Annotated in this window: 11 protein-coding genes and 3 pseudogenes; 5 read left to right on the forward strand and 9 right to left on the reverse strand. The window is 75.8% G+C overall.

Going from position 1 to position 18,769, the window contains the following annotated elements:
* Nucleotides 1-103 precede the first annotated feature (103 nt).
* The 5 genes from ACIP67_RS41420 to ACIP67_RS41440 form a co-directional block, all read right to left on the reverse strand.
* The gene (locus ACIP67_RS41420; RefSeq protein ID WP_401699451.1) at nt 104-4,726 is read right to left on the reverse strand and encodes a hypothetical protein; all 4,623 of its coding nucleotides are present in this window, start codon (nt 4,724-4,726) and stop codon (nt 104-106) included.
* A gap of 46 nt (nt 4,727-4,772) precedes the next feature.
* Entirely contained in the window at nt 4,773-5,651 is an 879-nt protein-coding gene (locus tag ACIP67_RS41425) for a hypothetical protein (protein ID WP_401699454.1), read from the reverse strand.
* Nucleotides 5,648-5,881 (reverse strand): hypothetical protein, encoded by a 234-nt coding sequence (locus ACIP67_RS41430; RefSeq protein ID WP_401699455.1) that lies wholly within the window; start codon nt 5,879-5,881, stop codon nt 5,648-5,650. Before ACIP67_RS41430 ends, ACIP67_RS41425 begins: the two co-directional genes overlap by 4 nt.
* Nucleotides 5,878-7,404, reverse strand: a complete 1,527-nt coding sequence (locus tag ACIP67_RS41435; RefSeq protein WP_401699457.1) for a hypothetical protein — start codon at nt 7,402-7,404, stop codon at nt 5,878-5,880. The genes ACIP67_RS41430 and ACIP67_RS41435 overlap by 4 nt, the downstream gene beginning before the upstream one ends.
* Before the next feature lie 337 nt (nt 7,405-7,741).
* A complete protein-coding gene (locus ACIP67_RS41440; protein WP_401699459.1) occupies nt 7,742-8,449 on the reverse strand; it encodes a GntR family transcriptional regulator in 708 nt (235 codons plus the stop codon).
* Nucleotides 8,450-8,762: 313 nt separating this feature from the next.
* On the opposite strand from ACIP67_RS41440, the gene ACIP67_RS41445 reads away from it, so the two are divergent.
* From ACIP67_RS41445 to ACIP67_RS41465, 5 genes and pseudogenes are all read left to right on the forward strand, one after another.
* Complete coding sequence (locus ACIP67_RS41445) at nt 8,763-10,085, forward strand: MFS transporter (protein ID WP_401699461.1); 1,323 nt, start codon at nt 8,763-8,765, stop codon at nt 10,083-10,085.
* The gene (locus ACIP67_RS41450; protein ID WP_401699463.1) at nt 10,082-10,912 is read left to right on the forward strand and encodes a putative hydro-lyase; all 831 of its coding nucleotides are present in this window, start codon (nt 10,082-10,084) and stop codon (nt 10,910-10,912) included. The genes ACIP67_RS41445 and ACIP67_RS41450 overlap by 4 nt, the downstream gene beginning before the upstream one ends.
* Before the next feature lie 18 nt (nt 10,913-10,930).
* Nucleotides 10,931-11,689 (forward strand): LamB/YcsF family protein, encoded by a 759-nt coding sequence (locus ACIP67_RS41455; protein ID WP_401699465.1) that lies wholly within the window; start codon nt 10,931-10,933, stop codon nt 11,687-11,689.
* Nucleotides 11,686-12,294, forward strand: a pseudogene (locus ACIP67_RS41460) (allophanate hydrolase subunit 1); the annotation flags it as partial. The gene ACIP67_RS41455 and the pseudogene ACIP67_RS41460, both read left to right, overlap by 4 nt.
* A gap of 194 nt (nt 12,295-12,488) precedes the next feature.
* Nucleotides 12,489-13,358 (forward strand): biotin-dependent carboxyltransferase family protein, encoded by an 870-nt coding sequence (locus ACIP67_RS41465; RefSeq protein WP_401699467.1) that lies wholly within the window; start codon nt 12,489-12,491, stop codon nt 13,356-13,358.
* 89 nt (nt 13,359-13,447) lie between these two features.
* On the opposite strand, the pseudogene ACIP67_RS41470 reads toward ACIP67_RS41465, so the two are convergent.
* From ACIP67_RS41470 to ACIP67_RS41485, 4 genes and pseudogenes are all read right to left on the reverse strand, one after another.
* Nucleotides 13,448-14,324, reverse strand: a pseudogene (locus ACIP67_RS41470) (SGNH/GDSL hydrolase family protein).
* Between the two features lie 293 nt (nt 14,325-14,617).
* Nucleotides 14,618-15,757: pseudogene (locus ACIP67_RS41475) on the reverse strand (glycosyltransferase); the annotation flags it as partial.
* Complete coding sequence (locus ACIP67_RS41480) at nt 15,754-16,881, reverse strand: glycosyltransferase family 4 protein (protein WP_401699470.1); 1,128 nt, start codon at nt 16,879-16,881, stop codon at nt 15,754-15,756. The gene ACIP67_RS41480 and the pseudogene ACIP67_RS41475, both read right to left, overlap by 4 nt.
* Nucleotides 16,882-17,050: 169 nt before the next feature.
* On the reverse strand, nt 17,051-18,472 hold the full coding sequence (locus ACIP67_RS41485) for a HEAT repeat domain-containing protein (RefSeq protein ID WP_401699472.1): 1,422 nt from the start codon (nt 18,470-18,472) through the stop codon (nt 17,051-17,053).
* Nucleotides 18,473-18,769 lie beyond the last annotated feature (297 nt).

Genomic DNA, 18,769 nt, shown 5'->3' on the forward strand with positions numbered 1-18,769 from the left:
ACCGTGGCCGCCGGAGCGTCGTCACCCCGTCGGGGGGCGCGAGGAGCGTGCCGGGCGCGAGCTCCGGCGGAGTCCGGCAGGCCCCGGCGCGGCCTCGCCTCCCTCAGGAGGCGCTGCCGGGCGCCGGGCGCTTGTACATCCTCGTCGCCGTGATCTCGCTGTGCCCTGCCTCCCCCGCCTGGGGCTGCTGCGGCAGTCCCGGACGGAGGTGCTCCTCCACGCTGATGTACTTCAGACCGGCCCTGAGGTCGGCGTCGTTGCGCAGCCGGATCACCAGAGGGAACTCCGCGAGCGCCGTGGTGTCGAACAGGCCGGTGGTGTAGAGGAGCTGGACGCCGAGGGCGTCCGAGACCGCCCGCTGGAGTTCCAGCAGGTAGGTCGCGTTGGCGCGGCCGATGGGGTTGTCGAGGAACAGCGTGCCGGCGTGGCGGTGCTTGTCCCGGCCCCGGTCGTTGGAGCGCAGGGCCGCCATCGTGCAGTACAGGGCGATGGCGGCGGTGAGCAGCTGGCCACCGGAGAAGACGTCGCCCATCTGCCCGACGGGCACCCGCTCGGCGCGCAGCACGGCGTCCGGTTTGAGGATCTCGACCGCGACGCCCCGGGGCTGCAGCGCGGCCGCCACGCCCCGCAGCAGCAGCGACATGCCGTCGCGCCGCAGGTCGGAGTTCTTCTTGACGGCCGCGCGGGTGGCCTCGTCGATGACCTCGCCGAGCCGCTCGGTGAGGGTCGCCTGGTCGGGCTCCTCGAAGCGGATGCGCAGGAACTCCTGGCCGGACCACTCGCCGAGCCCCTCGGGCAGGCGGGACAGCCGCTGGGCGGACCGCAGGGTGGCCAGCGCGGACTCCACGAGTCCGCGCAGCCGGTCCACGATCGAGTCGCGGTTGCGCTCCAGCTGCTCCAGTTCGTCGGTGAGGACCCTGAGCCGGGGCGCGAAGGCGTCCGCCCACTTCTGGGCGTGCTCGGGCAGCGCGGAGGCGGGCAGCTCGCGGATCTGCTGCCGGGCGGGGGTGCGGACCTGCTCGTAGCGGGTGGAGTTGGCGTGCCGGACCAGGACGTCGCTCGCCTCGCGGACGGCAGTCTCGGCGGTGGACAGATCGGCGGCGCAGCCCCGTAGCGAGCGGCGGGCCTCGGCGGCGGACTGCCGGGCCTCCTCCAGGGTGCCGGGGTAGGTCTCCGGCTGCTCCTGCTCCTCCTCGGGGGTGTGCTCGCGCAGCAGGTCCCGGAGCATGGCGGCGATCTCGTCGAAGCCGCCGGCCGCGTCCTCGGCGGCCCGGTGGGCGTCGAGGAGTTCGGCGTGTGCCTCGCGGGCCTGGCCCAACGCGTCGGTGCGGGAGGCGAGTTCGCCCGTGGCGGTGCGCAGCAGCGCCTGCGCGTGCTCGGCGTCGCGCGGGACGAGGTCCTCGGGGAGTTCGGTGTGGGCCTCGCCGTCCTCGGGCGCGTGCCGCTCCGCCTCGCCGCGCAGCCGGCCGAGCTGCTCGCTGGCGCTGGACATGCGGGTCTCCAACAGCTGCACCAGTTCCTCGGCGCGGGCGGCGGCGGCCTGACGGGACGGCCCGTCGGAGCCGTCGGGTGACTGGAGGAGCTGTTCGGCGCGGGTGCGGACCTTGTTGCTGAGCCGGTCCAGCTCGGCGCGGGCCGCGCTCTCGTCGCTCTCCGCCCGCGCCTGCTCGGCCCTCAGGTCGGCGCCGACGCCGACCTTCTCGTACACCTGGGAGGCGGCCCGGTAGGCCTCGCGGAGCGCGGGCAGGGGCGCCTGCGCTCCGCTGTCCGGTACGTCGTCCGGTACGTCGTCGGGGGCGCCGGCGATCTCGGAGCGCTCGGCGCGCAGCGCACGCGCGGTGCGGCGGGCGTCGTCGGCGGCGCGCTGGGCGGCGCGGCGGTCCTCGTCGGCGGCGCGGGCCCGCTCCAGGCAGACCTGCGCGCGGGCTTCGGATTCGGCGGCCTCGTCGGCCAGTTCCCGCAGCTTGGCCTGCCAGCCGGCGCGTTCGCGCAGCCGGAAGGCGAGCCCGGCGAGGGCGTCGGCGGCGCGCCGGGCCTTCTGTGCGGCTTCCTGCCGCTCGTCGCGCATCTGCGCGGCCTCGGCGGCGGCCTCGTCGGCCTCCGCGCGCGCGGTGCGTGCCTCGGCGAGTTCTGCTTCGGACTCCCCGGCGAAGGAACGTGCCTCGCGGGCGGCCTGGGCCAGTTCGGCCAGCCGGCCCGTCGGGCAGCCCGTGCGCCAGGAGGCGAGCCGCGCCGCCAGTTCGCGGTCCTTGCCGAGCCGGGCCGCGAGCCGTCGGATGTCCTCGTCCCGCTCCATGACCCGCGCGCGCAGCGCCTGCCGCTCCTCGTCGGCGGCGTGCTCGTCGTGCATGGCCGGGTTCGGCGGTACGAGGAATACGTCGCCGCTGTCGGCGCCGGGCGCCGGCGTGGGGGCGAGGAGGGCGGCGGCCGTGCCGACGGCGACGGCGGACCGGGGCAGCAGGGCGGCGTCGCCGAGCGCCGCACGCGCGCGGGTGTGCGAGTCGGGGTCGGTGATGATCACGCCGTCGACGAGTTCCGGGCGGGCGGCGAGCACGCGCGCGTGGTCGGCGGGGTCGACGGCCTGGGCGAGGTAGCGCCAGCCGGACTGTGCGGGGATGCCGTGCTCGCCGAGGAACTCGACGGTGGCCAGTACGTCCGGGCCGGGCGGCAGCAGGCCGCCGTCGCCGAGTGCGCCGAGGATGCGGGAGTCGTCGTCGGCGGCGGTGCGCAGCTCGAAGAGCTGCCGTTCGGCGGAGGAGACGGTGTCGTCGAGGAGGGCGCGCAGGTCGTCGGCGTTGCGGTCCAGTTCCTCGGGGGTCAGGGCGGTCTCGTCCGTCTCGCGGTCCTGGCGGGGCTGCGGGATGATCCGGCGGGGGATGCCGCCGGTCAGGCCGAGCAGCTCCGCCAGCCGTTCCTCGCGGGCCAGCGCCTCGGCGGTCCGCCGTTCGGCCTCGTACGAGCGCTGCGCGGCGGTCGCCGCGTCGGCGGCGCGGGCCGCGGTCAGCTCGGCGCGGGACTCGGCGGAGGCCGCCTCGCGCGCGTGCTCGCCGGCCCGGCGGGACGCCTCGCGGGCGGTGTCCCAGGCGGCGACGGCGGTCTTCTCGGCGTCGCTGGCGGCGAGGGCGGCGCGGGCGGGGTCGGCGTCGGGCGCGCTGTCGTCGAGCCAGCCGGCGCGCACCGCCTCGGCGGTCTCCTGCTCGACCTCGGTGAGGCGCTGGCGCAGATGTCCGGCCTCGCTGCGGGCGCGCTGTGCCTCGGTGGCGGCGGAGGTGGAGTCGCGGTGGGCGGACTCGCCGGCTTCCTGGAGGGCGGCGGAGCGCTCCTCCTCCTCGTTGGCGAGGGCCTCGGCGCTGCCGGCGGCCGCGTGCAGGGCCCGGACGAGGTCGACGGCGGCCTTGGCGCGGGCGGCGAGGGCCGGGGCGGCGTCCCGCTCGGCCTCCTGGATCGCGGCGGACACCCGGGCGACGCGGTCGGCGGCGGCGCGGTGGCGGAGCACGGCCTCGGCGGCCTGCCAGGCGGAGTGCAGGGTGCGCGCGTCGGCGAGTTCCCGCTTCTGGGCGGCGGCGGACTTCTCGGCGGCGGCGAGGGCCAGGGAGGCGTGCCGGAAGGCGAGTTCGGCGGCGATCAGCGCGCTGCGTTCGCGTGCGCTCTCCGCGTGGGTGACGGCGTAGGCGGCGGCGGTGACGCGCTGGGCGAGGTCCGCGGCCCGGGCCCGCTCCCGTACGCCCCGCGCGGACAGCCGTCGGGCCAGGGTGCGGGTGCGCCGCTCGGCACCGGCGTGGACGTCACGCGCGCGTGCCCGTGCGTCGGCGGCGTCCACGATGCGCCCGAGGAGGTCCACCGATCCGGCGGTGAAGTCCCGTTCGGCGATGAGTTCGGCACGTCGGCCCAGCTTGTTGCCGAAGCCGCCGACGAGGTCGGCGAGTCCGTCGGTGTCCCGGGTGTCGGTCACCGCGCGCAGCAGCAGGTCGGTGAAGTCGGAGTCCTTCTTGACGGCGAAGAGGCCGGCGGCCTCGCCCTCGTCGGCGTTCATCTCCCGCTGGTAGCGGAAGAGTTCGGGGTCGAGGCCGAGGTCGCCGAGGTGCTCGATCCACCGGTCGTGGATCTCCTCCCAGTGCGCCTCCAGATGCGGGTACGCCTTGCCCGCGTCGGTGAGGGCGTCCCGGAACCCCTTCATGGTGCGGCGCCGCCCCTGCGCCCCGGACTGCCCCTCGACGGGCGGCCGTACGGCGGTGGACTCGGCGACGGGCAGGTTGTCCAGGGTCAGTCCGGGGCCGGGCCGGAACGAGTACCAGGCCTCCGCGAACTTCCGCGGATCGTTGGACACCTGGCGCCCGCGCCATTCGCTCACCTTGCCGACGACGACGCACTCGCCGGTCAGGACGTGCTGCCACTCCAGCGCGACGTGCCCGCAGTCGTCGGCGAGCAGGAACTTGCGCAGCACGCCGGAGCTGGCGCCGCCGAGGGTGTTGCGGTGGCCCGGCAGCATCACCGAGAAGATCAGCTTGAGCAGGACGGACTTGCCGCCGCCGTTCTCCAGGAAGAGCACGCCGGCGGGCGCCGGGCGGCGCGGCGGGCCGACGGGCTCCTCCTCGAAGAACTCCGCCTGGGTGGGGGCGGGGTCGGGCACGACGTCACCCACGCCCCTCAGGTCAAGCACGGTGTCGGCATAGCGCGCACCGGCGGGCCCGATGGAGTAGAGGCGGACCCGGGACAGCTCGTACATGGCGGACTCTCGTAAGTCTTCGGCAGATCGGGGAGGGCGGTGGGGCTCAGGAGTGGAACGGCAGCCCGGCGTCGGCCACCAGGTCCAGGTCGTCGGTGTCCTCGGCGGGCAGCAGGGTGGGGCTGCCGTCGGTGACGGGGACGACGCCCAGCTCCAGCAGCTCGGCGAGGGCGGCGCTGCCGGCCAGGTCGCGGACCTGGAGCTGGTAGCGGGCGGTGGTCCGGTAGGTGCCGCCGTGGTCGTCGCCGGTGCGCTGGAGGAAGCCGGAGTCGGTGAGGAACGCGACGGCCTTGCCGACGATGCCGGTCGTCGAACCGGCGAGTCTGCGCGCGTCCTTGGTGGCGCCGGTGGCGCTGCGCCGGGCCCAGATCCGCCAGGCGGCCTCCAGGCCGGGCGCGTCGCTGGCCGGGTCGGTGTTCTCGCCCTGTTCCTCGGCCCGTTCCTCCAGCCGGCGGCAGGCCTGTCGTACGAAGGCGTCGACGCCGTTGACGCTGACCCGGCCGATGTAGCCGTCGTCGGCCAGGTCCTCGGGGCGCGGGAACGCCATCGCGGCGACGGCGAGGTGCGCGAGTCCGTGCAGGAAGCGGTCTCCGCCGTCGGCGGAGGTGCGCCGTGCGTAGTCGCCCATGCGCACGGCGAACACCGAGTCCTCGGCGGCGGTGACGGCCATGCCCGCGCGGGGGGACACCTCCAGCACGATCAGGCCGAGTCCGGCCGCGACGGCGTCGGCGAGCCGGGCGAACGCCGGGTCCTCGCGGTGGCGCCGCAGCAGTTCCGCGTACTCCTGGTCCCGTGCAGGCTGGAGCTTGGGCTGCAGTCCGAAGGCGACGAGCCGGGCCGCGTCGGCCGCGTCGGCGGGGGTGACGGCGGCGTGCGCCGACGGGGCGGGGGCCTCCGGTTCGCTCCGGTCGACGTGCTCGGTCACGGACACAACTCCTCGTTCTTGTCGGCGGGGGCGGGGACGGTCGCCTCGGGGGCTCGCGTCGCCTCGGGGGTGTGGGGCCGGGGCATGTGCCGCTCGGTCGCGAGGGCGCGGTCCGCCGGGGCCGGTGCCCGGTGGCGGTCCGCGAGGGCCGGTGCCCGGTGGCGGTCCGCGAGGGCCGGTGCCCGGTGGCGGTCCGCCGGGTCCGGACCGCGGCCGTGGTGGAGCGTCACGCGGCCTCCGTCCGGTCCGCCGCCATCCCCGCGGCGTCCAGCAGCGCGGTCCCGACGATGAGGTCGGCTCCGCCGAACTCCGGGTCGTCCAGCTCCGTCCCGTCGTCCACGGCGAACAGCAGCTTCTCCTCGCCCTGCCGGTACGCGGTGCCCACCGGGGGGCTGGCCGCGTGAACCGCCAGCAGGGCGACCAGGTAGGGCAGGTCGGGGTCGGACCGGCGGGCTTCCGCCAGCAGCCCCGACAGCCTGCGGGGCGCGTCGGCGGGCAGGTCCAGCAGTTCACGCGCCGCGACGAGCTGTTCCTCGCTGAAGCGGCTGTCGTCCGGTGTCGCGATCAGATCGGGCTCGGGCATCTCCGCCCCGAGGTGCTCCCGCTCCACCGGCGGGGTCAGCAGCAGGTCGACGAGGTCGCCCACCCGTACGGACACCGGCGTGCGCAGCCCGGTGCCGTGGGCGAAGAACGCGTCGGTGACCCGGGCCGCCTGGTCCAGCGGCAGCGGCAGCACGGGCGCGACGAGGTGGCCGTACAGGTCGATCCCCGAGGTCGTCAACGGAGTGGCGAAGGCCTGACGGTCCTGCTCGGCGCGGAAAAGGGGGCCGGCCTCCAGCAGCCGGGACTGCAACTGTGTGTGCCTGCGGATGCAGTCCTTGACGATGTCGACCAGCTCGGCGGCGCGCCGCTTGTGCTCGGGGTCCTCGGACTCGTCGCGGGCCTTGCGGATGTTGGTGAGGATGGCGTTCTCGTGGCGGTAGCGGTCGGCCACGTGGTCGAGCGCCTCGGCGATCATGTCGGGGACGGCGTTGAGCCAGTCCACCGCGCGGACGTTGCGCCGGGTCGCCTCCAGGGCGCGGCGCAGCGTCTCCGCGTACTGCACGGTGCGGTAGCGGGCCTGTTCGGCGGCGAGCTGGGCGTCGGCCAGGCGGCCCCGGCGGATGAGGACCTCCAGCTTGACCTCGGCGGCGATCTGCGCGCTGGTGACGTCGGTGTCGAGGGCGCCGACGAGGACGTTGACGGCCTCGTCCGTGGTGCGGAGGTAGACGGCGCCGCCGTACCCGGGGACCTCTTCGAGGAGCTTGAAGTCGTAGTCGCGGCGCACATAGGTGCCGTCCGGCCCGAAGGTGCCGTACACGGCGCGGAAGCCCCGGTCGACGCTGCCGACGTTGATGAGGTTCTCCAGGACCCAGCGGGCCACGCGCTCGTGCTCCTCGGCGGACCGCCGGGGAGCCTGCGCGGCGATGCGGGGGACGAGGCGGGCGACTATCTGGTCGTGGTCGGCGCCGGTGTCGAAGTCCATGTTGAGGGTGACCAGGTCGATGGCGGCGAGGGCGATCTCCGCCATGCCGTACACCGAGTACTCGCCGGCGAGGTTGGCCTTGCGTGCGTCGAGGTCGTGGATCGGGGCGGTGCAGGCGAGCGCGCGCAGCCGCCGCGCCAGCCCCTCGTCGGCGGCCGGGCCCGTGGCGGGGCGCGGCACCGCGCTGAGCTGGGGCGGAACGCGTTCCGTCGATACAGGCGAAGTCACGGTGCACAGACTAGGTCCTTGGTCTGACATCGTCCCAAACGGCACCGATCGGCCCTGCCCGGCGCGGGGTCGGCCGGTCCGGCGCGACTCCCCGTCAGGGCCCTCGGTCACGGACTGCTCCGTCACGGGCTCCCCCACCGCGGGCTCACCCACGGGCCCCGCCGACCGGGCGGTCACGCCCGCGCAGGCCGGCGCAGCGCAGCCGGGCGCGCCGGGGCACCGCTGCGGCGGCGCCGCCGACGGAGCGCCGGTGCGGGGCGCCGGTGCGGGGCGTGGGGCGCCGGTGCGGGGCGCGGGGCGCCGGTGCGGGGCGCGGGGCGCCGGTGCGGGGCGCGGGTCAGCCGGCCTCTGCCGTGTCGTCGCCGACCCGTCGCCGGTACACCTCGACCACACGTTCCAGGGAGTCCTCCAGGTACACCGCGAGCAGCTTCTCGGCCTCCGCGCGGTTCCCGGCCCGCAGCGCCTGGTGGATCTGCCGGTTGCGCGCGAGGTACGGCTCGTGCAGCCGGCGCGGGTCGTCCACGACGTGGAAGGCGAGGCGCAGCTCGGCGAAGACGCTGCGCATCAGCTCGTCGGTGCGTTCGCTGCCCGCCAGGGCGACGAGTTCCCGGTGGAAGTGGATGTTGGCGGTACCCAGCGCTTTCCAGTCATCTTCGCGGACCGCCCGCTGCCCCTCCGCCACAGCGTCGGCGAGGCCGTCGAGCGCGTACGGCGGCTCGCCCAGCCCGCGGACGACGGCGCACTCGACGAGCGCGCGGGTGCGGTAGATGTCCTCGACGTCCTCGACGGTCAGGACCCTGACGAAGACGCCCCGGTTGAGTTCGTGGACGAGCAGACGCTCGTGCGTGAGCAGCCGGAACGCCTCGCGCAGCGTGTTGCGGGAGACGCCGAGGGCTCCGCCGATGCTGTCCTCCGACAGCCGTGTCCCCGGCGGGAAGTAGCCCTCGGCGATGCGGCTCCTGAGGATGTCCGAGACCCGCTCGGCCGTGCTGGTGCGGCCCAGGAGGGCGCGGTCGTCGGCCAGTCCCGCCAGCTGCTCTGCCATGCCCGGAATTCAATCGCAGACGAAGGGACAAAACAACAGGGGTATTGAAGGATCGTTCAACGATCCTCTACCGTGCTGCGCACAGCACGCTTCGCCTCCGCACGATCGCCGCTCGGCCCGGCACCACCACGGCCCGGCACGGCACGGCACGGCACAGCACGGCACGGCACAGCACGGCACGGCACGGCACAGCACGGCTCGGCACCACGACGCACGGCACCGCCGGCACACCACGCACGGCACCGCCGGCACCACCACCGCACGGCACGGCTCAGTCCCAGCACCCTCCGTCATCCCTCAGTGAGGTGCCTCCATGAGCACGACCCCTCCGCCACCGCGGGCCCCGTCCACCACCACCGCCACCGCCACCACCAGCCGCTCCCCGGCCGCCGGCCGCGCCGACGAGGACGGCGCACTGGGCTGGCTGCGCGCCCTCGGCCCGCGCGGCCGCCGCGCCTTCGCGGGCGCGTTCGGCGGCTACGCGCTCGACTCCTACGACTACTTCACGCTGCCGCTGAGCATGGTCGCGCTGGCGGCGTACTTCGGCCTGGACAGCGGCCAGACCGGCCTGTTCACCACGGTCACGCTGGCCGCCTCCGCGATCGGCGGCGCCCTCGCCGGGGTGCTGGCCGACCGGATCGGCCGGGTCAGGGCCCTGATGATCACGGTGATCACCTACGCCGTCTTCACGGTCGCCTGCGGCTTCGCGCCGACCTACGGGACGCTGCTGGTCTTCCGCGCCCTCCAGGGCCTCGGCTTCGGCGGCGAGTGGGCCGTCGGCGCGATCCTGGTCGCCGAGTACGCGAGCGCACGGCACCGGGGGCGCACCCTGGGCGCGATCCAGAGCTCGTGGGCCGTCGGCTGGGGGCTGGCGGCGCTCGTGTACACGCTGGTCTTCTCGGTGTTCGGCGACGACGTGGCCTGGCGCGTGATGTTCTGGACCGGCGCCCTGCCCGCCCTGCTGGTGGTGTGGATGCGGCGCCGGGTGCAGGACGCGCCGAGGGCCGTCGCGGCGCGCGAGCACGGCGGCGAGAAGGGCTCCTTCCCGGCGATCTTCCGCGGCCCCCTGCTGCGCACGACGGTCTTCGCGGGCCTGCTCTCCACCGGCGTCCAGGGCGGCTACTACACCCTGGCCACCTGGGTGCCGACGTACCTCAAGACCGAGCGCGGCCTGTCGGTGGTCAACACCGGCGGCTACCTGACGTTCCTCATCTCAGGCGCCTTCCTGGGCTACCTGACCGGCGGCCACCTCACCGACCGGCTGGGCCGGCGCCGCACCATCTGGCTCTTCGCCCTGCTGTCGGCGGTCTGCGTCCTGGCGTACGCGAACATCCCGGCCGGCGCCGACACCCTGCTCCTGGTCCTCGGCTTCCCGCTCGGGTTCTGCATGTCGGCGATCTTCAGCGGCTTCGGGTCCTTCCTGAGCGAGCTGTACCCGACGGCGGTGCGCGGCACGGGACAGGGCTTCACGTACAACACCGGGCGCGCCGTCGGCGCCGTCTTCCCCACCACGGTCGGTTTCCTGGCCGACAGCTGGGGCGTGGGCGGTGCGCTGGTCTTCGGCGCGGTCGGCTACGGCCTCGCGGCCCTGGCGCTGCTGGGGCTGCCGGAGACGCGCGGGAAGGAGCTGGAATGAACCGTCCGGCCCGCACGGAGGACAGCCCCGTTGCCCTCGTCGACGTCCACGCGCGCGCGTGGAGCCCGGCCGTCGCCCGGTCCCGCTTCCGGGACGGGCTGACGGGGCCCACGGCCGGGGTCGCGGCGGGCCACACCCAGGCCAACCTGATCTCGGTGCCCGCGGACTGGGCGTACGACATGCTCCTGTTCTGCCAGCGCAACCCCAAGCCCTGCCCGGTCCTCGACGTCACCGACGCCGGTTCCTGGACGACCGTGCTGGCCGGGGGCGCCGACCTGCGCACCGACCTGCCGCGCTACCGGGTGTGGCGGGACGGCGAGCTGGTGGACGAGCCGACGGACGTGCGCGCGTACTGGCGCGAGGACCTGGTGACGTTCCTGCTCGGGTGCAGCTTCACCTTCGAGTGGGCGCTGGCCGGGGCGGGCGTCCCGATCCGCCACGTCGAGCAGGGACGCAACGTGCCCATGTACGTGACGAGCCGTCAGTGCCGTCCGGCGGGGCGGCTGCACGGGCCGATGGTGGTGTCCATGCGCCCGGTGCCGCCCGAGCACCTGGCGGCGGCGATCCGGGAGAGCAGTCTGCTCCCGGCGGTGCACGGCGGACCCGTGCACTGCGGCGACCCGTCGGGGCTGGGCATCGAGGACCTCGGCCGTCCGGACTTCGGCGACCCGGTGGACGCCGGTCCGGACGACATCCCGGTGTTCTGGGCCTGCGGTGTGACCCCGCAGGCGGCGGTGACGGCCTCCCGGCCGCCGTTCGCCCTCACCCACGCGCCGGGGCAGATGTTCGTCACCGACGCCCGCGACGAGCAGTACCGCGTGGCCTGATCAGGAGAGACTGGAACCATGACCGCGATCGATCTGAACGCCGACCTCGGCGAGGGCTTCGGCCACTGGCGGCTCACCGACGACGAGCAGCTCCTGTCCGTCGTCACCAGCGCCAACGTGGCCTGCGGCTTCCACGCCGGGGACGCGGCCACCATGCGGCGGGTGTGCGAGCTGGCGGCCGAGCGGGGCGTGACGATCGGCGCCCAGGTCTCCTACCGGGACCTCGCGGGGTTCGGGCGGCGCGCCATGGACGTGCCGTCCGCCGAACTGGCCGCCGAGGTGGCGTACCAGATCGGTGCCCTTCAGGTCTTCGCACGGGCGGCGGGGGCGCGCGTGGCGTACGTCAAGCCGCACGGCGCGCTCTACAACCGGGTCGTGCGCGACGAGGAGCAGGCCGGCGCCGTGGTCGACGGCGTGCTCCTCGCCGACGCCACGCTGCCGGTGCTCGGGCTGCCCGGCTCGCGCGTGCTGGCGCTGGCCGCCGAGGCGGGCCTGCCGGCCGTCACGGAGGCGTTCGCGGACCGCGCGTACACCGACGAGGGCACGCTCGTCCCGCGCGCGCAGGACGGGGCCGTGATCACCGATCCCGACGCCGTCGTCGAACGGTCGGTGGGTCTGGCCCGCTCGGGGCTGGTCACCTCCCGCTCGGGAGCACAGGTGGCGGTACGCGCGCGTTCGCTGTGCCTGCACGGCGACACGCCCGGCGCGGTGGAGCTGGCCCGCCAGGTCCGCCGGTGTCTGGAGCAGTCGGGCGTCCGGGTGGAGGCCTTCGCATGAGGGCACTGCCCGTCGGCGAGGACGCCCTGCTCGTCGAGGTGGACTCGGACGAGGAGGCCCAGGCCCTCCACACGGAGCTGCTGCGGCGCCGCGCGGAGGGCTCGCTGACCGTCCGCGAGATCGTCCCCGCCGCCCGTACGGTCCTCCTCGACGGTCTGGACGATCCGGTCCGCCGGGCCGGCGAGCTCGCTTCCGCCGCCATCCCGCCCCCTCCCCCGCCGGCCGGCGAGGTGGTCGAGCTGCCGGTGCGCTACGACGGCCCCGACCTCGCGGACGTCGCCGCGCACTGGGGCGTGCCGGAGCGGGAGGTGTCCCACATCCACGCGGGTACCGAGTTCCGGGTCGCGTTCTGCGGCTTCGCGCCCGGGTTCGGCTACCTCACGGGCCTGCCGGAGCGCTACCACGTCCCGCGGCGGGCCACCCCGCGCACGGCCGTCCCGCGCGGATCCGTCGCCCTGGCGGGCCCGTACACCGGTGTCTACCCGCGCTCGTCACCCGGCGGCTGGCAGCTGATCGGCACGACGGACGCGGTGCTGTGGGACCACACGCGCGTGCCGGCCGCACTGCTGGCACCGGGCACACGCGTGCGTTTCGTGCCGGTCTCGGGGGAGGGCGGGAACTCCGGGGAGAGCGGGAGCTTTGGGGACAGCGGGAACTCCGGGGAGAGCGGGAGCCCCGGGGAGAGCTCGGCCTCCGGGAGGGGCACGGCCTCGGGGAGGGGCACGGCCCCCGGGGAAAGCACGACCTCCGAAAGAGACGCAGCCCCCAGGAGAAACGCGGCCTTCAGGAGGAGCGCGTCATGAGCGACCGTGCGCTCTCCGTCGTCCGCGCGGGTGCCCTGACCACCGTGCAGGACCGGGGCCGGTTCGGCCATGCCCACCTCGGCGTGCCCCGCTCCGGCGCCCTGGACGGGCCCGCCGCGGCGCTCGTCAACCGGCTGGTCGGCAACCCGCCCGAGGCCGCCGTCCTGGAGACGACGGTCAACGGCTGTACCCTGCGCCCCCGTTCGGCGGTCACCGTGGCCGTCGGCGGCGCGCCGTGCGCGGTCACCGTCGACGGCCGGCCGGCCGCCTGGGGCGCGCCCGTGCGGCTGCCCGGCGGCGCGCTGCTGGACGTCGGGCCGGCGGTCCGGGGGCTGCGCAGCTATGTGGCCGTGTCCGGCGGCGTCGCCGTCGAGCCCGTCCTCGGCAGCCGGTCCACGGATCTGCTGTCGGGTCTCGGTCCGCCGCCTCTCACGGACGGCACGGTCCTGCCCCTGGGGCGGGTTCACTCCCCGCACGCGCGCGTGGACACGGCCCCGCAGCCGGCGCCCCCGGCGGAGCTCGTGCTGCGGGTGACGCTGGGCCCGCGGGACGACTGGTTCACGCCGGAGGCGGTCCGCGTGTTCACCACGCGCGCGTACCTGGTGTCGGCCGCGAGCAACCGCATCGGCCTGCGCACGGAAGGCCCCGCCCTGGGACGGGTCCGTCCCGGCGAGCTCCCCAGCGAGGGCATGGTGCTGGGTGCGGTCCAGGTCCCCCCGGACGGCAGGCCGGTGGTCTTCCTCGCCGACCATCCGACCACCGGCGGCTACCCGGTGATCGGGGTCGTGCGTCCGGCCGACCTCGCGTCCGCCGCGCAAGCGGTCCCGGGGACACCGGTCCGCTTCACCGCCGTACGCCGCCGCTGAGGCCGCCCGCCTCACGCCACCGCTGGCCGCCCCCTCACGTCGCCGCCGGCGGCCGTCGGCGGCCCGCCTCCGACGGCTCGGCCGTCCGGTCAGGCGGAGGCGTGGGCCCGGGCGGTGTCCGGCTGCCGTTCCACGACGGACAGCGCGGAGCGCGGCCGACACCGCGGCGGTGGCCCGCAGCTCGAGCCGGGCGCTCGTCCCGCGCGCGTGGTGCCGTATCTCGTCCGCCGCCAGGGCCAGCAGCTGGGGCAGCAGGTCGGTGCACCGCCGGGCCACCCAGCCGGTGCCGGCGGTCGCCAGCCACCGCAGTCCGGCCGACCGTGTGGGCGGCGGGAACTCCGGCTCGGGCGAGGGCGCGGTCCCGGTCGCGAGGCCGGCCCCGGCCAGCAGCGCGTGGAAGCGCACCGCCAGTTGCCGGTGGCCGCGCTCGCCGGGGTGGAGCCGGTCCGCGCTCCACATCGCGCGGTCCGTCAGCCACGCGCCCTCGGCGGCGTGCAGATGGACGGCCCCGTAGCGGTCGGAGAGCGCGTGGACGACGGCGTTGACCGCGCGCTGCCGTCGGGCGAGCGGGCGGGCGAGGGCCCCCGGAAGCCCCAGCATGGCGCCCGGGTCGGGCAGGCACGCGGTGAGCAGGACCGCGCCCTGCTCGGTGAAGGAGCGGTACACCGTGTCGAGGCGGGCGGCGACGGCGTGGATGTCGAAGGTGCAGCGCAGGGTGTCGTTGACGCCGATCAGGACCGAGGCCATGTCGGGCCGGAGTGCGAGCCCGGCCGGGAGCTGCCGTTCCAGGACGTCCCGCGTCTGGGCCCCGCTGACGGCGAGGTTGGTGAACGTGACGGGTTCCCCGGCCTGGTCGGCCAGTCCGCCGGCGAGCAGCGTGGCCCAGCCGCGCCACCGCCCGCCCACCGGGTCGCCGACGCCCTCGGTGAGCGAGTCCCCGAGGGCCACGAAGCGGACGGCTCTCATCCGAGCCCCCCGGAAACGTCCCGGGCCGCGACCGGCGCGTCCCGCCCGCCGGACCGGGCGGCCACCGCCCCCTCACCCACCGGGGGAAACACCGGCACCGCTCCCTCGACCACCGGGGGAAACACCGGCACCGCTCCCTCGACCACCGGGGGAAACACCGGCGCCGCCCCCTCGACCACCGGGGGCCAGCCCGGAACCGCCCCCGTGCCACTCCCGTCGGGACGGGACGGCGGCTCTCCCGCACCCCCGCCGGAGCGGACGCCCCCCGTCTCCCCGTCCAGGACCGCGCCGGGGAGCACGGTCGTGTCGTGTGCCGCGAGGAACGCGCGTACCGCGGTCCCCCATCCGAAGCACTCCGCACGCGCGCGTGCGGCCTCCCCGCGCTCCGCCACGGGCTGCGCCAAGAGCCTCTCCACCGCGTCTGCGAACGCCTCCCCGTCGTCCGCCGCGACGGCGCCCGCGGCACCGATCACCTCGGGCAGCGCGGACGAGGCGCTCACCACCACGGGTGTCCCGCAGGCCATGGCCTCCAGCGCGGCAAGCCCGAAGGTCTCCGCGGGCCCCGGTGCCAGGCACACGTCCGCGGACGCCTGGAGGGCACCCAGGGCGCCCCGGTCGGACACGTGCCCGAGGAAGACGACGGGCAGCCCGCGTTCCCGCGCCCGGCTCTCGAGCCGGCCCCGCAGCGGCCCGTCCCCGGCGACGACCAGCACCGCGCGCCGGCCGCGCCGTACCAGGGCCTCCAGGGCGTCCAGCGCGGTACCGGGCCGCTTCTCGACGGACAGCCGGGTGCACGTGACCAGGAACGCCTCGTCCGCGCGCGCGTAGCGCCCCCGCAGCCGGGGATCGCGCAGCGCGGGGTGCCGTTCGACCAGGTCGACGCCGAGCGGTGCGCGCACCACGTTGCGGGCGCCGATCCGTACGAACTCCCGCTCGGCGAACTCGGTGGTGCACACCACGCGCGCGTAGGTGTGCGCGGTGCGGAGGTTGAGCGCGTCGGCGGCCCGGCGCGCCGTCTCCTGCGGCACGCCCCAGGTGCGCAGCACGCCGTCCGCGGTCTCGTGGGAGACCATCACGGCGGGCACGCGCGCGCGGCGCGCCCACTTGCCGGTCCAGCGCAGCGTTGTGCGGTCGGAGACCTCCAGGCGGTCGGGCGCGAGGTCCTCCAGCAGACGGGCGACGCGCCGCTTGCCGGTGAGGACCCGGTAGCCGCCGGTGCCGGGCAGCAGCGGTCCGGGGAGGGTGATCACCCGGCCCTGCTCGGTCTCCCGGTCGTCGTCCCGTTCGCCCGGCACGATCAGGACCGGTTCGTGTCCGGCGGCGCGGTAGCCCTTGCCGAGTTCGCGCAGCGCCGTGCGCAGCCCGCCCGACGCGGGCGCGACGAAGTTGGCGAGCCGGACGATGCGCAGCGGCCCGTGCGTTCCTCCGCTCATGCCGCCACCACCGGCCGGCGCGCGGCGAGCACGTCCGTGTAGTGGCCGATCAGCTGGTCGCCGACGGCGGCCCAGGTGCGGCCCTCCACCGTGGCCCGGCCGGCCGCTCCGTAGGCGGCCCGCCGCGCGGGGTCGGCGGCGAGGGCGCGCACCGCGTCGCGCACGGCCGCGGCGTCGCGCGGCGGGACGAGCAGGCCGGTGCGCCCGTGGTCGACCAGGTCCAGCGGGCCGCCCGCGGCGGGGGCGACCACCGCGACGCCGCTGGCCATGGCCTCCTGGACGGTCTGGCAGAACGTCTCGAAGGGGCCGGTGTGGGCGAAGACGTCCAGCGAGGCGAAGACGCGGGCGAGGTCGTCGCCGGTGCGCCGCCCCAGGAAGACCGCACCGGGCAGGGCCTCGGCGAGCCCGGGCCCGCTGGGGCCGTCACCCACGACCACGACCCGTACGCCGTCCAGGCCGCACACCCCTGACAGCAGTTCGACCTGCTTCTCGGGAGCGAGCCGCCCGACGTAGCCGACGATCACCTCGCCGTTCGGGGCGAGTTCCCGGCGCAGCGCCTCGTCGCGGTGCGCCGGGCGGAACCGGGCCGTGTCCACGCCCCGCGCCCACAGCCTGACCCGGGGGACGCCGTGCGTCTCCAGGTCGCGCAGGGCCGCGCTGGAGGGGGCGAGCGTGAGGTCGGCGGCGGCGTGGACGGACCGGATCCGCCGCCAGGCCGCGGCCTCCCCGGCGCCCATGTAGGTGCGGGCGTATCCGGCCAGGTCGGTCTGGTAGACGGCGACGGCCGGGATGCCGAGCCGGGCGGCGGCCGCCATGCCGCGGACACCGAGGACGAAGGGGCCGGCCAGGTGGACCAGGTCGGCGCGGTGGTCGGCGATGGCGGCGGCGACGCGTCGGCTGGGGAGGGCGACGCGGACCTGGGGGTAGCCCGGGAGCGGGAGGGAGGGCACACGGACGACGGGGCACGGCGCCTGGGCGTCTGGCCCGCTGCCGGCCGCGGTGGCCGGCGCGACGACGAGCGGGAGGTGACCGCGGTCTGCGAGGTGCCGGGCGGTCTGGAGCGCGCAGTGGGCCACGCCGTTCACGTCGGGGGGAAAGGATTCGGTCACGATGACGACACGCATACCGGTGTTGTCGCCGCGCTGGACGTGGCCGCGTCAAAGTAGATCTGTCCGAACGACAAACGTCCCATGAGCGTTGCGCTGCGCACCCTCGCAGGTCGGGCGGTGTCCATGCCCGCCCGTCCGGGAGGTCACCCCGTGTTCACCCGGCGGGCATGGCTGGGCCCGGGGTTCACATGGCGGAGGTCGCGTCCGGTCCGATCCGGCTGCGGACGGCCGTCTGGACCTCCGCCTCCTCGGCCGGGTCGGCGGCGAGCCGGCGCAGCCGTTCGACGACCCGGGCGTCACCGGTCTCGGCGTGCCGGGCGGCGATCTCGCGGGTGGTCTCCTCGCAGTCCCACAGGCACTCGACGGCGAAGCCGGTGGCGAAGGAGGGGTCGGTGGCGGCGAGGGCGCGCGCGCAGCGCCCGCGGAGGTGGGAGGACGCCGTCTCGCGGTAGATATGGCGCAGGACGGGGGCCGCGCAGACGATGCCGAGGCGTCCGGTGCCGTCGACGAGGGTCCACAGGGTGGGCGCGTCACAGCCCTCGCCGCGGACGGCCTCGCGCAGGGCGGCGAGGACGAGGTCGCTGTCACGGGCGCCGCCCCGGCAGGCCAGCACACGGCCCGCAGCGGCGCCCAGGGCGTCGGGCCGGTGCGCCCAGCCGCGGGCCCGGTCGACGGCGGCGGCACCGCGCATGCGTTCGAAGGCGTCGACGGCGGCCTCCACGACGACCGCCGAGCCGGTGGCCACGGCAGCCTCGATCAGGCCCAGGGCGTCGGGATCCTCGCTGTCGGCGAGGTAGCGCAGGGCGGTGCACCGGGCCCCCTCGGAGCCGTCCCGGGCCGCCCGCACGATCTCGGGCCGGTCCTCGGGCCCGGCCACGGCGGTGAGGCAGCGGGCGGCGGGGACATGGAGCGCGGCGCCGCGTTCGACGCCCTGCTGGGCCCACTCGAAGACGGCCTGCACGCTCCAGCCGGGGCGGGGGCCGGTGGGGCTCATCTGCCGCTGCCAGCGGTCGAAGCAGCCGGCTTCCTGGGCGGCCCGCACGCGCGTGGAGACGTACTCGCGGGGATCCTCGGCCCACAGCCGCCAGGGCCGGGGCTCGAAGGCGTCCCGGACGGCGGCGGCCAGCTCGGCCTCGCCCTCGGCGTCGGTGGCGAACCGGGCGAGCACGGGCGCGGCCAGGGCGCGCAGGCCGGCGTCGTCGTCGCGCAGGGCGAGCTCGTCCAGGGCCCACGCCCAGTTGGACCCCGAGGCCGCGTACCTGCGGAGCAGTCCGAGGGCGTCCCGCCTGCCGTAGGAGGCGAGGTGGCCCAGGACGGCCAGGGCGAGGCCGGTGCGGGACTCGTCGGTGTCGAAGGCGTCCTCGACGTCGAAGAGGTGCGCCTCGATCTCGCCCAGGCCGCCGCCGAGGTCGAGGTAGAGGCGGGCGTAGTACAGGGAGCGGTTCTCCACCTGCCAGTCGTGGCGGGGATCGCGCAGCACACAGTGGTTCAGTGCCGCGAGCGCCTCGGGGCGGGGAGCGGTGAGCGCGTGCAGTGTGCCGTCGCCGCGGCCCCGCTGGAGCAGGCCGAGCAGCGTACCGCTGGGCGCTATGACCGGATCGAACATGGGAAACAGCCTCACATCAAGCGTCGACGCAACCGGGGACGTGCATTACCTGGCCGCGTGACAACACGTCGGGGCGCCCGCCGTTTCCTGCTTGCTGTAAGCCATCTTCCTCTGCCTCTCGTCGGTGGCCCATGCGGGCCGCATCACGGCCCGCGCGGTGCGGCAACACCTGCCCGGCCATCGCGTCCGTGAATCACGTCGTCATGATGACCCGGCAGCTCAACCCGCCGCGACCGAAATTTCCGGCGGCCCCGTACCGCCTCCCCCGTGGTCGTCGATTTACCTGCTCAAAACCTT

The organism is Streptomyces sp. NPDC088812 (genome assembly GCF_044750285.1).
Taxonomy (GTDB): domain Bacteria; phylum Actinomycetota; class Actinomycetes; order Streptomycetales; family Streptomycetaceae; genus Streptomyces.

Bases quoted from the DNA above. Each gene is read 5' to 3' on its own strand.
- ACIP67_RS41420 (WP_401699451.1), bottom strand. From the start codon at position 4,726: ATGTACGAGCTGTCCCGGGTCCGCCTCTACTCCATCGGGCCCGCCGGT.
- ACIP67_RS41440 (WP_401699459.1), bottom strand. From the start codon at position 8,449: ATGGCAGAGCAGCTGGCGGGACTGGCCGACGACCGCGCCCTCCTGGGC.
- ACIP67_RS41445 (WP_401699461.1), top strand. From the start codon at position 8,763: ATGAGCACGACCCCTCCGCCACCGCGGGCCCCGTCCACCACCACCGCC.
- ACIP67_RS41450 (WP_401699463.1), top strand. From the start codon at position 10,082: ATGAACCGTCCGGCCCGCACGGAGGACAGCCCCGTTGCCCTCGTCGAC.
- ACIP67_RS41455 (WP_401699465.1), top strand. From the start codon at position 10,931: ATGACCGCGATCGATCTGAACGCCGACCTCGGCGAGGGCTTCGGCCAC.
- ACIP67_RS41465 (WP_401699467.1), top strand. From the start codon at position 12,489: ATGAGCGACCGTGCGCTCTCCGTCGTCCGCGCGGGTGCCCTGACCACC.
- ACIP67_RS41480 (WP_401699470.1), bottom strand. From the start codon at position 16,881: ATGCGTGTCGTCATCGTGACCGAATCCTTTCCCCCCGACGTGAACGGC.
- ACIP67_RS41485 (WP_401699472.1), bottom strand. From the start codon at position 18,472: ATGTTCGATCCGGTCATAGCGCCCAGCGGTACGCTGCTCGGCCTGCTC.